Raw genomic sequence first — 15,218 nt, forward strand, 5'->3', positions numbered from 1 at the left:
CCCCCCCCCCCTCCCCCCCCCCCCCCCCCCCCCCCCCCCCCCCCCCCCCCCCCCCCCCCCCCCCCCCCCCCCCCCCCCCCCCCCCCCCCCCCCCCGGTGTGCGCACCGGGGGCCGCACTGACGTCCCGTCACCCGTTCACCGGTCCCACCGCTCCATTCGTGTTCTTTTCACACCTCCCCCTCCCGGCTGCCCCGCACCCGCCCGCGACCTGCCCGAACGTCCCACGGGCTGACCCGTGCGAGTGGCGGGGCCGCCACCCGTTCGCCGCATTCCTGACGCTCCCTCAGGAGGCGGTCCGGCCGCCGAGCCACTTATCTCGGTAGGGCAGGGGCGCACCCCTGGACGAGTCGGACAACGCTCTGGGGAGCACCATGCGACGCACTGCCCGTCTCCTGGCCGGTACCGCGCTCGCCGTGGCCGCCACGGCACCCGTCCACGCCGTGGCCGCCACGGAACCTGCGGCGGAGGTACCGGCCGGCCGGCTGGACGTCCGGCCGGCCACCGTGACGCCCGGCGACCAGGTCACCGTGCACACGGCCGCGTGCGGGTCCCCGGGCACCGGGACCGGGGACGCGGGGGCGCTCGGCGCCGGCACCTTCCCGCTGGCGCCCGGCACCGAGGACAGCCAGGCGACCGGCCGGTTCCGGGTGCCGCCGAGCGCGCAGCCGGGGACGTACGAGATCGTCGCCCGGTGCGCCGAGGGGGACCGGCAGGCGGCGGGCGACCTGGTGGTGGCCCTCGGCGCGGCGCACGCGCAGGCGCGGCCGCGGGGAAGCGTGAAGACGGGGGTCGGCGGCGGACTGGGCCCCGGCCCCGTGCAGACCACGGCGGGTGTGGCGGCACTGGCCGTCGCCGCCGCGGGCGGTACCTGGCTCCTGCATCGCCGGGCGAGAGGCGACGGGATCTGACGGACACCCTCCGCTGTCCGTCCACCGGTACCGCACAACCCGCCCCCTCCGGGTCCGACGCCCCTCGCGGCCCGGAGGGGGCGGGCACCTCGGGGCATCTCAGGGCGCCTCGGGGCACCTGGCCGGGGGCCCGCCCCCGGGAGAGGGGTTTCCCATGCGCCGAAACGGCGGGAAGACCGCCGGGCACCTCGGCGGCCCACGGGTCCGGCGCGGCCGGCGGGCCCGGGCCGGGGACGCCGTCACAGCCGCCGTCACGCTCGTGGCCCTCGGTTCGGGCGTGTGGCTGCTGGGCGGCACCGGCCCTGGGACCCCGCCGCAGCCGACGGCCGCCGAGGGCCGGGCCGAGACCGGCGGCGAGCGGCGCGCGGCCCCCGCCCTTGCCCCCTCCCCGCCGCTGCGCATCCGCGTCCCCGCGATCGGTGTCGACGCGCCCCTGACCGGCCTGGCCCTCACCCCCTCCGGCAGCCTGGACGCCCCGCCCGCGAAGGAACGGAACCTGGCCGGCTGGTACGAGGCCGGGACCACGCCCGGGGAGACGGGCACCGCGATCGTCGCCGGCCACGTGGACAACGCCGACGGCCCCGCCGTCTTCTACCGCCTCGGCGCGCTCAGGCGCGGCGCCCGGATCGAGGTGGACCGCCGGGACGGCACCGTGGCGCTGTTCACCGTGGACGCCGTGGAGGTGTACGCGGCCCGCGACTTCCCCGACGACAAGGTGTACGGCGCCGCCCCGCGCCCCGAACTCCGCGTCATCACCTGCGGCGGCGGCTACTCGAGGACCACCGGTTACCAGGGCAACGTCGTGGTGTTCGCGCACCTGGCGGGAAGCCGCTGACCGCGCGCCGTCAGCCCACCGCCGGTTCCCCGCCCAGCACGTGCTTCTTCCCCCACACCCCCAGCGGCGCCAGCGCCTCGTTCAGCCGGCCGCCGATCTCGGTCAGCGAGTACTCGACGCGCGGCGGCACCTCGGCGTAGTCCTCGCGGTACACGATGCCGTCGGCCTCCAGCTCGCGCAGCTGCGCGGCGAGCACCTTCTCCGTGACACCCGGCAGCAGCCGCCGCAGCTCGCCGAACCGGCGGGTGCCCTCCCCCAGCGCCCACAGGATCGACACCTTCCACTTGCCGTCGATGATGTCCATCGCCGCGTCCGTGCCGCACACGTACGCCCCCGGCCGCCGTCCCACCGGCATGGTCCTCCCCCTTCCGGCCCGCATGCTTCCCTGCCGGTAACCACCCACTCCGAAGTACGTACTTCCGCGCGGTGGCTCCCTCGGGAAGCCTAGCCGTCATGAACGACAACTCCCCTGCCTCCGGCCCCCGTCCCTCCCTCACCCTGCTCGGCACCGGCGCCATGGGCACCGCGCTCGGCCGGGCCTGGCTCGCCGCCGGGCACTCCCTGACCGTCTGGAACCGCACGCCGCGGCGGACGGCCGCGCTGACCGCCGAGGGCGCGGTGGCCGCCGGCAGCGCGGCGGAGGCGGTGGCCGCGAACCGGCTCGTCGTGGCCTGTCTGCTGGACGACGCCTCGGTGGGCGCCGCCCTGGAGGGTGCCGACCTGACCGGCCGGGACCTGGTGAACCTCACCACCGGCACCCCCGCCGACGCCCGCGCCCGCGCCGCCTGGGCCGCACAGCGCGGTGCCCGGCTGCTGGACGGCGGGATCATGGCCGTACCGCCGATGATCGGCGCGCCCGGCGCCTTCGTGTTCTACAGCGGTGACCGGGAGCTGTTCGAGGAGCACCGGGGCACCCTCGCCGTCCCGGCCGGCACCGAGTACGTCGGCGCCGACCCCGGGCTCGCCGCGCTGCACGACGTGGCGCTGCTGAGCGGCATGTACGGCATGTTCGCGGGGATCACGCACGCCTTCGCGCTGCTGCGGGACACGGACGTGGCCCCCGAGGAGTTCGCCCCGCTGCTCGTGTCCTGGCTGACCGCGATGGCCGGCCAGGCCCACGGCATGGCCGGCCGGCTGGCGTCCGGCGACTACACGTCCGACGTCGTCTCCCACCTCGCGATGCAGGTCGCGGGCACCGGCACCCTGCTGCGCACGGCGGAGGAACAGGGGGTGAGCCCGGAACTGATCACCCCCTTCTTCGGCCTCATGCACCGCCGCCTGGCCGACGGGCACGGCGCGGAGGACACCACGGGCCTGGTGGAGCTGCTGGGCGCCCGCTGACCCCCGGTCCGCCCCCGCCCCCTCACACCCCCCGCCCCGTCCCGCTGAGGGCAGCGTTCCTCCCGGGAAACAGAGGTGATGCCACCGGGTAACGTCCGGGCCGCACGCTCGGGGACATGACCTCGAATACGCGTGTGGTGGTGATCGGCGCCGGCCTCGCGGGCGTACGGCTCGCCCGGCGGCTCGGTGAGCTGGGCACGCCCGCGCTGCTCGTCGGCGACGAGGAGCACGCGCCGTACAACCGGGTGCTTCTCGCCGAGGTGCTAGCCGGCCGGTACGGCCCGGAGGTGATCACCCTCCCGCCGCCCGCCGGCCTGCTGCGCACCCGCGTCACCGGCATCGACCGGGCCGCCCGCACCGTCTCCTGCGCCGACGGCATGTCGATCGCCTACGACACGCTGGTCCTGGCCACCGGCTCCAACCCGGTGCTGCCCCCGCTGCGGGGCCTGTTCCCGCCCGACCGCCGGCTCCCCGAGGGCGTCCACGCCTTCCGCACCCTCGACGACTGCCTGGGCCTGGCCGAGGCGGTCCGGCCGGGGGTGCGCGCGGTCGTCATCGGCGGCGGCCTGCTCGGCGTCTCCGCGGCCCGCGCGCTGGCCGTGCGCGGCGCCCAGGTGGTCCTCGCCCAACAGGCCGAGCGGCTGATGGAGCGCCAGCTCGACCCGGACGCCTCCCGGCTGGTGCTGCGCCACCTCACCGACCTGGGTGTGGAGGTGCACACCGAGTGCCGGGCGCGGGACGTGCGCTGCGTGGCCGGCGCGGTCCGCTCGGTGGAGCTGGCCGACGGCTACGCCCTCGACGCCGACCTCGTGGTCCTCGCCTGCGGGGTCCGGCCCCGTACCACGCTCGCCGAGCGGGCCGGTCTCGCCGTCGGCAAGGGCGTCCTCGTGGACGACGAGCTGCGCACCTCCGACCCGCTCATCCACGCCATCGGCGACTGCGCCCAGCACGGCGGCACGGTCTACGGCCTCGCCGAGCCGGCCCTCGAACAGGCCGACGCGCTCGCCGAACTGCTCGCGGGCGACACCGCCGCCCGCTACCGCGGGACCCGTTCCCTGACCCGGCTGACCCTGACCGGCCCCGGCTCCCCCTTCGACCTCGCCGCGTTCGGCGAGACCGAGGCGCGCCCCGGCGACGACGTCGTGCGGCTCGCCGACGCCACCCGGGGCACCTACCGCAAGGTCGTCGTCCGCGACGACCGCCTGGTCGGCGGAGTTCTCGTCGGCGAACTCGGGACCGTCGGCGCGCTCGCGCGCGCCTGGGAGGGAGCGGAGCCGCTCCCCGACGACGGGCCCCTGCTGCACCTGCTCACCAACGATGGAGGCTCCTGATGACCGCCACCCCGGGGGCCACCCCCACGATCGTGCTCGTCGGCCACGGCATGGTCGGCCAGCGCTTCCTGGAGGCACTGGCCGAGCGCGGCCTGACCGCCACGCACCGCGTGGTCGTGCTGTGCGAGGAGCCGCGCCCGGCGTACGACCGCGTGCAGCTCACCTCGTACTTCTCGGGGAAGACCCCCGAGGACCTCTCCCTGACCGACATGGAGTTCATCAAGGACCACGGCATCGAGCTGCACGTCGGCGACCCGGCCCTGACGGTCGACCGCGCGGCGCGGAAGGTGACCGCCCGCTCGGGCCTGGTCGTGGACTACGACGTCCTCGTCCTGGCCACCGGTTCCTACCCGTTCGTGCCGCCGGTGCCGAACAAGGACGCCACCGGCTGCTTCGTCTACCGGACCATCGAGGACCTGCTCGCCATCGAGGAGTACGCGAAGTCCCGGGCGAGGACCGGTGCCGTGGTCGGCGGCGGGCTGCTCGGCCTGGAGGCCGCCGGCGCGCTCAAGGGGCTCGGACTGAACGCGCACATCGTGGAGTTCGCGCCGCGCCTGATGCCGGTGCAGGTGGACGAGGGCGGCGGCGCGGCCCTGCTGCGGACCATCGAGCGGATGGGCCTGACGGTCCACACCGGCGTGGGCACCCAGGAGATCGTGACGGACTCCGAGGGGGCCGTCACCGGCATGAAGCTGTCCGACGGCTCCGAACTCGCCGCCGACATGGTGGTGTTCAGCGCCGGTGTCCGCCCCCGCGACCAGCTGGCCCGGGACGCGGGGCTGACGGTCGGCGAGCGCGGCGGCATCGCGGTGGACGAGCGGTGCCGGACCGTGTCCGACCCGCACGTCTTCGCCATCGGCGAGTGCGCGCTGGCCGCCGACGGCCGGGTGTACGGCCTGGTGGCACCGGGCTACGAGCAGGCCGAGACGGCCGCCGCGACCATCGCCGCCGACGAGGCGTCCTTCACCGGCGCCGACCTGTCCACCAAGCTGAAGCTGCTCGGCGTGGACGTCGCCTCCTTCGGCGACGCGCACGGCACCACCGAGGACTGCCTCGACGTCGTCTACTCCGACTCGCGCGCCGGCCTGTACAAGAAGCTGGTCATCGGCGCGGACGGCACCCTGCTCGGCGGCATCCTGGTCGGCGACGCGGAGGCGTACGGCACGCTGCGCGCGCTCACCGGCTCGGTGCCGCCGATCTCCCCCGAGTCGCTCGTCCTGCCCGCCGGAGCCGGCTCGGGCCCACAACTGGGGCCCTCCGCCCTGCCGGACGACGCGATCATCTGCTCCTGCCACAACGTCAGCAAGGGCACGATCCGCGGCGCGGTCACCGAGCACGACTGCGTGACCGTGCCCGAGGTGAAGAAGTGCACCAAGGCCGGCACCGGCTGCGGCAGTTGCGTGAAGGTGCTGGGCCAGCTGGTCACCGCCGAACTGGAGGCGTCCGGCGTCGAGGTCGACAAGGGGCTGTGCGGCTGCTTCTCCCAGACCCGCGAGGAGCTGTACGAGATCGTCCTCGCGCTGCGCATCACGTCGTACCAGGAGCTGCTGGACCGTCACGGCCGCGAGGGCGCCCGGGGCGGGGAGGGCTGCGAGGTGTGCAAGCCGGCGGTCGGCTCGATCATCGCCTCCCTCGCCCCCGCCATCGGCGCGAGCGGCTACGTCCTGGACGGCGAGCAGGCCGCGCTCCAGGACACCAACGACCACTTCCTCGCCAACCTCCAGAAGAACGGCTCGTACTCGGTGGTGCCGCGCATCCCCGGCGGGGAGATCGCGCCCGAGAAGCTGATCGTGATCGGCGAGATCGCCCGGGACTTCGGCCTCTACACGAAGATCACCGGTGGTCAGCGGATCGACATGTTCGGCGCCCGGGTGGAGCAGCTGCCGCTGATCTGGGCCCGGCTGGTGGACGCCGGCTTCGAGTCGGGGCACGCCTACGGCAAGGCGCTGCGCACGGTGAAGTCCTGCGTGGGCTCCACCTGGTGCCGCTACGGCGTGCAGGACTCGGTCCGGATGGCGATCGACCTGGAGCTGCGCTACCGGGGCCTGAGGTCCCCGCACAAGCTGAAGTCGGCGGTCTCCGGCTGCCAGCGCGAGTGCGCGGAGGCCCAGTCGAAGGACTTCGGGGTGATCGCCACCGCGAACGGCTGGAACCTGTACGTCGGCGGCAACGGCGGCGCCACCCCGCGCCACGCCGACCTGCTCGCCCAGGACCTGTCGGACGCCGAACTGGTGCGGCTGATCGACCGGTTCCTGATGTTCTACATCCGCACCGCCGACCGGCTGGAGCGCACCTCCACCTGGCTGGAGCGCATCCCCGGCGGCCTGGACCACGTACGGGACGTGGTGGTGCACGACTCGCTCGGCATCTGCGACGAGCTGGAGCGGCTGATGCGCGAGCACGTGGCGCACTACCGGGACGAGTGGGCCGAGACCGTGGGCGACCCCGAGAAGCTGGCCCGGTTCGTGTCCTTCGTGAACGCGCCGGACACCCCCGACCCGGTGGTCTCCTTCGTCCCCGAGCGCGACCAGATCAAGCCCGACCTGCCGCTGCTGAACATCGGGCTGCGGCCCGCCGACGACGTCCTGGAAGGAAGCGCCCAGCGATGACCCTGGCAGTTGAGACGACCGATCTGAAGGTGCAGCTCCAGCTGGCGGACGACTGGTTCACGGTCTGCGACCTGAGCACACTGGTCCCCGGCCGCGGGGTGGCCGCCCTGCTGCCCGACGGCCGCCAGGCGGCCCTCTTCCGGGACCGCGCCGGCCGGCTGTACGCCGTGGACAACCGCGATCCGTTCACCGGGGCGGCCGTCCTCTCCCGCGGCCTGACCGGCACCCACCAGGGCCGCCCCTTCGTGGCGTCCCCGCTGCTCAAGCAGCGCTTCGACCTGATCAGCGGCGTCTGCCTGGACGACGAGACGGTGCGGATCCCGGTGTACGAGGTGCGCACCCGCCGGCCGTCCTGACGCCCGGGCCGCCGACGGCGTGCGCGTCGACGCCGTCGGCCCCGGCCCGGTCGACGCGGCCCCGGTGGCCGGCGACGGCTCCCCGGCCCGAGCGGGTCCGCCCCGCCGGTCAGTCGATCCCGGAGCGCTCCACCCCGGCCACGATCCACCGCTGGAAGCACAGGAACACCAGCAGCAGCGGCAGGATCGACACGGCCGCCGCGACGAACAGCTCGTGCAGCCGGACGACCTGCGCGGTGGTGAACGAGGACAGGGCCACCTGCACCGTCCAGGCGCTCCGGTCCTGCCCGATCACCAGCGGCCACAGGAAGGAGTTCCACGCGCCGAGGAACACGATCGTCCCCACGGCCGCGAACACCGGCCGGCTGTTGGGGACGACGATCCGCCAGTACGTCCGCCAGTACCCGAGCCCGTCCACCTGGGCCGCGTCCTCCAGCTCCCGGGGGAAGCCGAGGAAGTACTGCCGGAAGACGAAGCAGGCGAACGCGGAGAACAGGGTCGGCACGATCAGTCCGCGCAGTGTCGAGATCCAGCCCAGCGACGACACCAGCACGAAGCTGGGCACGAAGGTGACGGCCGCCGGGACCAGCAGGGTGCCCAGGATGCCGTAGAACACCTTGTGCGCGTGCCGGTAGGGGATGCGGGCCAGGCCGTAGCCGGCCAGGGAGGCGAGCAGCAGGGTGCCGAGGGTGGTGGCGACCGCGATCAGCGCGGAGTTGAGCAGCGACCGGGCGAACGGGACCGACGGGTCCTCGAACAGTTCCCGGACGTTGCCCCATCTCACCTCGGCGGGGAAGAAGGTCCACTCCGGGGAGGTGATGTCCCGCTCGTCGGCCAGCCCGTTGCGCACCAGCAGGTAGAAGGGGACCAGGAAGAGCAGCGCGAGCGCGATCAGCAGCGCCAGCCGCAGCGCCCGCCCGGCCCGCACCAGGGCGTCATCCATCGCCGTCCGTCCTTCCCAGCCGCAGCCAGCGCCCCTGTGCCACCGTGACGACCGCGATGACCAGCGCGAGGATCACCGCGCCCGCGCTGCCGAGGCCCAGGTCCTGCCCCTGGCCGAGCGCGGTGTAGTAGAGGTAGACCAGCGGCGGCCGGGCGTACGGCGGGTAGCCCCGGGCGTCGGACAGCAGGTTGTAGAACTCGTCGAAGGCCTGGAAGGCGCCCACGACGAGCAGCAGCACCACCGCGACCGAGGTGCCCCGCAGCTGGGGCAGGGTGATGTGCCGCAGCACCGTCCAGCCGGGGCGGGCCCCGTCCACGGCCGCCGCCTCGTACAGCGCCGGGTCGATCCGCTGGAGCCCGGCGAGGAACAGGATCATGTAGAACCCGGCCTGCAGCCACAGCCGTACGGTCACGATGACCAGCCAGTACCAGGGCGGGTCGGTGGTGGACAGCCAGGCGACGGAGTCCCCGCCGAACCAGCCCAGCACGGTGTTCGCCAGCCCGAACCGCACCCCACTGAAGATCGACATCTTCCAGATCAGCGCGGCCACCACATAGCTGCACGCGGCCGGCAGGAAGAACACCGACCGGAAGAACGCCCGCGCCCGGCGCACCCGGTTGACCATCAGGGCGAGGGCCAGGGAGAACCCGTAGGTGACGGGCACGATGAAGGCGGTGAAGAGGAGGAAGGTCCTCAGGCTGTCGCGGAACGCCGCGTCCCGCAGCATGGCCGTGTAGTTGTCCAGCCCGGTGAAGCGCGTGGGCGTGACGGTGTTGTGCGCGTCGAACAGGCTCAGGGCCACGCTCCACAGCAGCGGCACGTAGGTGAACAGCGCGAGCCCGAGCGCGAACGGCCCGACGAACACCCAGAACCACAGGGTTCTGCCGCGCCTCACGTGCGCACCCTGTCGATCTCCTCCGTCACCTTCCGCACGACGGCCCGCAGTTCACGCTCCGGGTCCGCCCCGCCCTTGACGATCCGGCTGAGCGCGTCCTGGTAGGCGGTCCGGCCGGCCGGGGTCCACAGCAGCGGCTCGGCGTAGCCGTGGTCGGTGGTGAACCGTACGGCGTCGGCGGCCGGGCCCTCGCGCAGCGCGGCGGCCTCGGCGGCGAGGGAGCGCCGGGCGGGGATGTGGAAGCCGTAGGAGAGCGCGAAGTCCTTCTGGTAGTCCGTGCGCCGGACCCAGAGCCACCGCACGTACTCCTTGGCCAGTTCCTTGTGCCGGCTGCGGGCGCTGACGGCGGCGCCGTAGGCCCCCACGGGCACGGCGGGCCGGCCGCGGGTGCCGTCCGCCGGGAAGGGCAGCACCCCGAAGTCGTCCCCGAGTTCCTCGCGCACCCGGGGCAGCGCCCACAGTCCGGACCACTGCATCGCGGTGAGCCCCTGGAGGAAGGCGGAGGGGTCGGACCAGTCGGCGGGCGCGCCGAGGAGCAGGGACTCGTCGGCGTAGAGCCGGTGCAGCTTGCCGAGGGTGCGGGCGGCGGCGGGGTCGTCGAAGCCGACCCGTCCGTCGTCGGTGACGAGGGGGAATCCGGCCGCGTACAAGGGTGTTCCGCCCAGTACCCCGGCGCCTCCGTCGTTGCCGAGGAAGAGGCCCTTGGTCTTGCCGTCGGTGAGTTTCCGGGCGGCCTCGACCAGGGCGTCCAGGGTGGTGGGCGGCTCCACGCCGGCGTCGCGCAGCAGGCTCTTGCGGTAGTAGAGCAGCTGGGTGTCGATGACCTGGGGGATGCCGTAGATCCTCCCCTCGTGGGTCTTCGGGGCGAGGACGGCCGGGTTGAAGTCGTCCTTCACCCCCGCCAGCAGGTCGGTGAGGTCGAGGACCTGGCCGCCCCGGATCTGGTCGAGGGTGGGCCCGTTGACCTCGAAGACGTCGGGCCCGGAGTCGGTGAGCAGGGCGGCGGCGGTCTGCTGGTCGTAGTCGCCCGGCCGCCACTGCACCGAGACCTCGGCCTTCTCGAAGGCGGCGGCGTAGCGCTGGACGGCCCGTTCGGTGCCCGTCTCGCCGTACTGGTGGTACCACTGGGAAAGCCGGGGCCCGGAGCCGCCGCCCCCGCGCCCGGTGTTCGATCCGCACGCCGTGAGCAGTCCGGCGCCCGCGCCCGCGGCCAGCAGTGTCCTGCGGCTGATCGTCATCGTGTGCCCCCTGACGTCCGTCATCGATGCACGGCCCAACGATCAACCATGCGCGGCGATTACGAAAGACACGTTGCGGCCGTGTGTCGGCGTTCGCCGTCCGGTGGGCACCCGTATCCCGTGTCCCGGTACCGGTGCACAACTTTTCCGCTCCGGGGCGCATCCAACACAGTGACCTTCATGCACCCCTTCGCCCCGAAGAAGGAGGATGTGCCATGTATCAGAAGCCGAATCCGACGACCCCCGACCCCGGTCCGCACCGTGCGGGACTCTCCCGGACCCTGCGCGGGCGCGGCCCGGTGACCGCGCTGGCCGCCGCGCTGCTGGGTGTCACGGCCGCCGGGGCCGCCTGGAGCGCGACACCGGCGGCGGCCCGGACCACGACCGCCATACGGACCTGTGCGGTGAGCGACCTGTATCTGTCCATGGGCGCGAAGGAGGGCGCGGCCGGATCCCTGTACTGGCCGGTCCGGTTCACCAACACGAGCACCACCAAGTGCGCCCTGCGCGGCTACCCGGGTGTGAGCGTCCTGGACGGCGCCCACCACCGGATCGGCCCGGCGGCGGGGCACAGCGGCCGGAGCCACGGCACGGTCGCCCTCTCCCCCGGCCACTCCGCCACGGCGGTGCTGCGCACGGCCAACGGCCCGGTGGGCGGACCCTGCGAACGCACCGGCACCTATCTGCGGGTCTACCCGCCGGCCTCCCGCACGGCCATCCTGATCCCGGCACCGTGGAAGACCTGCTCGGGGGTCTTCCAGACGGGGCCGGTGAACGTGGACGGCACGTTCTGACCGGCTGAGGAACCGGGTCGAGGGCCGGCGCCGCTCACCGGGCGGCGGCCCCCGCCCCACCGCCCCTCCCTTGCTTCATCACGAAACCATCACCTCCCTTCACCCCCGGCGCGGCGCGACTACGGTGGTCGACACGTGCCACCGCCCGGAGCACGCGCGTCGCCCGAGGGGGGCACCCATGACGAACCCGTACACCCCGCCACCCATGCCACGCGGCCCCCGGTGGGCCCGGAAGCGCTACGTGCTCCCCGCCCTCGCCCTCGCCCTCTTCCTCGGCGTGGGCATAGGCGCCGCGGGCGAGGACCCCGCGTCCGACGCGAAGCCGGCCGCCGCAAAGCCCCTCCCGGCCGTGACCGTGACGACCACGGCCACCGAGACGGCGACGGCCACGCCCACCGCGGCCCCGGAGCCCGCTCCCACCGTGACCGAGACCCGTACCGTCAAGGTCACCAGGACGGTCACGGCACAGCCGGCCGCCGCCGGCGACACCTCGGCCGGCGAAGCCGACGACGCCGACACGTCCGGCAGCGTCTACTACGCCAACTGCACCGCGGCCCGCGCCGCCGGCGTCACCCCCCTGCGCACGGGCGACCCGGGCTACGACTCCCACCTCGACCGGGACGGCGACGGGGTGGCCTGCGAGTAACCGAGCCGACCGGCTGCCGTGGGCGGCTGAGCGGGAGGAACGCGCGAAGGGGCGGCACCCCCCGCACTGGGGTGCCGCCCCCTCTCTTTCGTGCGCCGGGGCCGTCGTCGATCGGTGAGGGTCGGGGACCGGCGACGGCTCCGGGGCCTGGGGTGGGTCAGCGGTGGTCGCTGCCCGCCGACTGGGTGGCCGCGCGGCCCGCCTCCAGGCGGGCGACCGGGATGCGGAACGGGGAGCAGGAGACGTAGTCCAGGCCCGCCTCGTGGAAGAAGTGGACCGACTCCGGGTCACCGCCGTGCTCGCCGCAGACGCCCAGCTTGAGGTCGGGGCGGGTGCGCCGGCCGGCTTCCGCCGCCGCCTTCACCAGGGAGCCCACGCCGTCCTTGTCGATCGTCTCGAACGGGCTGACGCCGAAGATGCCCTTCTCCAGATACGCCGTGAAGAAGGAGGCCTCCACGTCGTCGCGGCTGAAGCCCCACACCGTCTGCGTCAGGTCGTTCGTGCCGAAGGAGAAGAACTCCGCCGCCTCGGCGATCTGGCCCGCCGTCAGGGCGGCGCGCGGGAGTTCGATCATCGTGCCGATGGCCAGCTTGAGCCTCGTCCCCGTCGCCGCCTCGACCTCGGCGATGACCTGGTCCGCCTCCTCGCGGACGATCTCCAGCTCCTGGACCGTGCCGACGAGCGGGATCATGATCTCCGCGCGCGGGTCGCCCTTGGCCGCCTTGCGCTCGGCCGCCGCCTCCGCGATCGCGCGGACCTGCATGGTGAACAGGCCGGGGATGACCAGGCCGAGGCGTACGCCGCGCAGACCCAGCATCGGGTTCTGCTCGTGCAGCCGGTGCACCGCCTGGAGCAGGCGCAGTTCGTTCTCGTGCGGCTCCTGCCGGGACTCCGCGAGGGCCACCCGGACCGACAGCTCCGTGATGTCGGGGAGGAACTCGTGCAGCGGCGGGTCCAGCAGCCGGATCGTCACCGGCAGGCCGTCCATCGCCTCGAAGAGTTCCACGAAGTCCTGCTTCTGGAGCGGCAGCAGGCCCTTCAGGGACGCCTCGCGCTCCTCCTCGGTGTCGGCGAGGATGAGGCGTTCGACCAGCTCGCGGCGGTCGCCGAGGAACATGTGCTCGGTGCGGCACAGGCCGATGCCCTGGGCGCCGAAGCGACGGGCGCGCAGCGCGTCCTCGGCGTTGTCGGCGTTGGCCCGTACCCGCAGCCGGCGCTTGCGGTCGGCGAAGGCCATCATGCGGTGCACGGCCTCCACCAGCTCGTCGGCGTCGTCGGCGCCCGGGTGCATCCGGCCCTCGAAGTACTCCACGACCGGGGACGGGACGACCGGGACCTCGCCCAGGTAGACCTTGCCCGTGGAGCCGTCGATGGAGATGACGTCACCCTCCTCGACGACGTGCCCGCCGGGGACCGTCATCCGGCGCCGCTTGGTGTCGACCTCCAGCTCCTCCGCGCCGCACACACAGGTCTTGCCCATGCCGCGGGCGACCACGGCCGCGTGGGAGGTCTTGCCGCCGCGGCTGGTCAGGATGCCCTCGGCCGCGATCATGCCGTCCAGGTCGTCCGGGTTGGTCTCGCGGCGGACCAGGATGACCTTCTCGCCCGAGCGGGACCACTTGACGGCCGTGTACGAGTCGAAGACCGCCTTGCCGACCGCCGCGCCCGGCGAGGCCGCGATGCCCCGGGCGACCTGCTCGACCTTCGCGTCCTCGTCGAAGCGCGGGAACATCAGCTGGGCGAGCTGGGCGCCGGTGACGCGCTGGAGCGCCTCCGTCTCGTCGATCAGCCCCTGGTCCACCAGCTGGGTGGCGATCCGGAAGGCCGCGCCCGCCGTGCGCTTGCCGACGCGGGTCTGGAGCATCCAGAGCTGGCCGCGCTCGATGGTGAACTCGATGTCGCAGAGATCCTTGTAGTGGTTCTCCAGGGTCTCCATGATCCGCATGAGCCGGTCGTACGACGCCTTGTCGATCCGCTCCAGCTCGGCGAGCGGGACGGTGTTGCGGATGCCCGCGACCACGTCCTCGCCCTGTGCGTTCTGCAGGTAGTCGCCGTAGACGCCCTGGTGGCCGGAGGCGGGGTCGCGGGTGAAGGCGACGCCCGTGCCGGAGTCGGGGCCGAGGTTGCCGAAGACCATCGAGCAGACGTTGACGGCGGTGCCCAGGTCGTGCGGGATGCGCTCCTGGCGGCGGTACAGCTTGGCGCGGTCGCCGTTCCAGGAGTCGAAGACCGCCTTGATCGCGAGGTCCATCTGCTCGCGCGGGTCCTGCGGGAACTCCCGGCCGGCCTCCTTCTTGACGATCTTCTTGAAGGTGGTGACCAGCTTCTTCAGGTCCGCGGCCTCCAGGTCGGTGTCGACCGTGACCTTCTTGGCGGCCTTGGCCTTGTCGAGGGCCTCCTCGAAGAGGTCGCCGTCGACGCCGAGGACGGTCTTGCCGAACATCTGGATGAGGCGGCGGTAGGAGTCCCAGGCGAACCGCTCGTCGCCGGCCTGGGCGGCCAGGCCCTGCACGGACGCGTCCGACAGGCCGATGTTCAGGACGGTGTCCATCATGCCGGGCATGGAGAACTTGGCGCCGGAGCGGACCGAGACCAGCAGCGGGTCGTCCGCCTGGCCCAGCTTCTTGCCCATCTTCTGTTCCAGGGCGTCCAGGTGCGCGCTGACCTCGTCACGCAGTGCCGCCGGTTCCTCGCCACTGTCCAGGTAGACCTTGCAGGCCTCCGTGGTGATGGTGAAGCCGGGAGGGACCGGCAGACCGAGGTTGGTCATCTCGGCGAGATTGGCACCCTTGCCACCGAGAAGGTCCTTGAGGTCCTTGTTGCCCTCGGTGAAGTCGTAAACGAACTTCGGCGCGTGGGGTTCTTTGTTTTCCGACACGGGTCTCGACTCCTTGAGGCCACGGTGGCTGCCCTGACGGCGAGGAACATACCCAGATCGAAGGTGGTTGGGTACGTCTACTTGCGCGTCATGCGCCTGTAACCACCCGTCCGCCAGCGGATCGAAAGTCAAAGCTTGGCAAGCCTGGCCGGGTTTATGTTTTCACTTCTTGAACGCAACAGCGCCCATAGGCGCGGTTTTCCGCTCACATGAGCATCCACCGACACGACTGATTTCGATCGCTGAACGATCAAGGGGTGGCACCCAGTGCCACTCCTTGGAGAAGTGCAGTCGCGCAAGATCCGCTCATCTGAGCGCTACCTGTATCAAGGGTGGCGAGAATCACGCTGCCACAGGCCGCCGGATTCCACCATGCGGACGATGCCTCGGACACCAGTCGGAAGCGGAAACGCCGCCGTCACACGCCCCCCGTCACACACCCC

General features: G+C 73.0%; 13 protein-coding genes. 8 read left to right on the plus strand and 5 right to left on the minus strand.

The genetic code is table 11. The annotated features are described in order from the left end of the window. The first annotated feature begins 372 nt into the window (after window positions 1-372). Both ACZ4W9_RS30270 and ACZ4W9_RS30275 read left to right on the plus strand, forming a co-directional pair. Window positions 373-909: a hypothetical protein gene (locus ACZ4W9_RS30270; protein ID WP_467941124.1), complete on the plus strand. Its 537-nt coding sequence runs from the start codon at window positions 373-375 to the stop codon at window positions 907-909. Window positions 910-1,063: 154 nt separating this feature from the next. Beyond that, window positions 1,064-1,744, plus strand: a complete 681-nt coding sequence (locus tag ACZ4W9_RS30275) for a class F sortase (RefSeq protein ID WP_467941125.1) — start codon at window positions 1,064-1,066, stop codon at window positions 1,742-1,744. A gap of 10 nt (window positions 1,745-1,754) precedes the next feature. Here the strand turns inward: ACZ4W9_RS30275 and ACZ4W9_RS30280 are convergent, their stop codons facing one another. Next, window positions 1,755-2,099 (minus strand): winged helix-turn-helix transcriptional regulator, encoded by a 345-nt coding sequence (locus ACZ4W9_RS30280; RefSeq protein WP_467941127.1) that lies wholly within the window; start codon window positions 2,097-2,099, stop codon window positions 1,755-1,757. Between the two features lie 98 nt (window positions 2,100-2,197). On the opposite strand from ACZ4W9_RS30280, the gene ACZ4W9_RS30285 reads away from it, so the two are divergent. The 4 genes from ACZ4W9_RS30285 (at window position 2,198) to nirD (ending at window position 7,381) form a co-directional block, all read left to right on the plus strand. Then, entirely contained in the window at window positions 2,198-3,085 is an 888-nt protein-coding gene (locus ACZ4W9_RS30285; RefSeq protein WP_467941129.1) for an NAD(P)-dependent oxidoreductase, read from the plus strand. Window positions 3,086-3,201: 116 nt separating this feature from the next. Beyond that, window positions 3,202-4,416, plus strand: coding sequence for an NAD(P)/FAD-dependent oxidoreductase (locus ACZ4W9_RS30290; protein ID WP_467941131.1), 1,215 nt, complete (start codon window positions 3,202-3,204; stop codon window positions 4,414-4,416). Beyond that, the gene (gene nirB, locus ACZ4W9_RS30295) at window positions 4,416-7,025 is read left to right on the plus strand and encodes a nitrite reductase large subunit NirB (RefSeq protein ID WP_467941132.1); all 2,610 of its coding nucleotides are present in this window, start codon (window positions 4,416-4,418) and stop codon (window positions 7,023-7,025) included. Before ACZ4W9_RS30290 ends, nirB begins: the two co-directional genes overlap by 1 nt. Continuing rightward, window positions 7,022-7,381 carry a nitrite reductase small subunit NirD gene (gene nirD, locus ACZ4W9_RS30300; protein ID WP_467941133.1) on the plus strand — a complete coding sequence of 120 codons (360 nt, stop codon included), beginning with the start codon at window positions 7,022-7,024 and terminating at the stop codon, window positions 7,379-7,381. Before nirB ends, nirD begins: the two co-directional genes overlap by 4 nt. Window positions 7,382-7,490: 109 nt before the next feature. Here the strand turns inward: nirD and ACZ4W9_RS30305 are convergent, their stop codons facing one another. The 3 genes from ACZ4W9_RS30305 to ACZ4W9_RS30315 are packed head-to-tail and all read right to left on the minus strand — an operon-like array spanning window position 7,491 to window position 10,457. Further along, window positions 7,491-8,324, minus strand: a complete 834-nt coding sequence (locus ACZ4W9_RS30305) for a carbohydrate ABC transporter permease (protein ID WP_467941135.1) — start codon at window positions 8,322-8,324, stop codon at window positions 7,491-7,493. Next, window positions 8,317-9,219 (minus strand): carbohydrate ABC transporter permease, encoded by a 903-nt coding sequence (locus ACZ4W9_RS30310; RefSeq protein ID WP_467941136.1) that lies wholly within the window; start codon window positions 9,217-9,219, stop codon window positions 8,317-8,319. The genes ACZ4W9_RS30305 and ACZ4W9_RS30310 overlap by 8 nt, the downstream gene beginning before the upstream one ends. Then, window positions 9,216-10,457 carry an ABC transporter substrate-binding protein gene (locus tag ACZ4W9_RS30315; RefSeq protein WP_467941234.1) on the minus strand — a complete coding sequence of 414 codons (1,242 nt, stop codon included), beginning with the start codon at window positions 10,455-10,457 and terminating at the stop codon, window positions 9,216-9,218. Before ACZ4W9_RS30315 ends, ACZ4W9_RS30310 begins: the two co-directional genes overlap by 4 nt. Window positions 10,458-10,672: 215 nt before the next feature. Between ACZ4W9_RS30315 and ACZ4W9_RS30320 the strand changes: the two genes are divergently transcribed. Beyond that, window positions 10,673-11,251, plus strand: coding sequence for a DUF4232 domain-containing protein (locus ACZ4W9_RS30320; protein WP_467941137.1), 579 nt, complete (start codon window positions 10,673-10,675; stop codon window positions 11,249-11,251). Between the two features lie 205 nt (window positions 11,252-11,456). After that, window positions 11,457-11,897 (plus strand): excalibur calcium-binding domain-containing protein, encoded by a 441-nt coding sequence (locus ACZ4W9_RS30325; protein ID WP_467941139.1) that lies wholly within the window; start codon window positions 11,457-11,459, stop codon window positions 11,895-11,897. A 157-nt stretch (window positions 11,898-12,054) separates the two neighbouring features. On the opposite strand, the gene ppdK is transcribed toward ACZ4W9_RS30325, so the two are convergent. Beyond that, on the minus strand, window positions 12,055-14,775 hold the full coding sequence (ppdK, locus tag ACZ4W9_RS30330; protein ID WP_467941140.1) for a pyruvate, phosphate dikinase: 2,721 nt from the start codon (window positions 14,773-14,775) through the stop codon (window positions 12,055-12,057). Window positions 14,776-15,218: the final 443 nt, after the last annotated feature.

This window comes from Streptomyces sp. NPDC029296 (genome assembly GCF_055569255.1).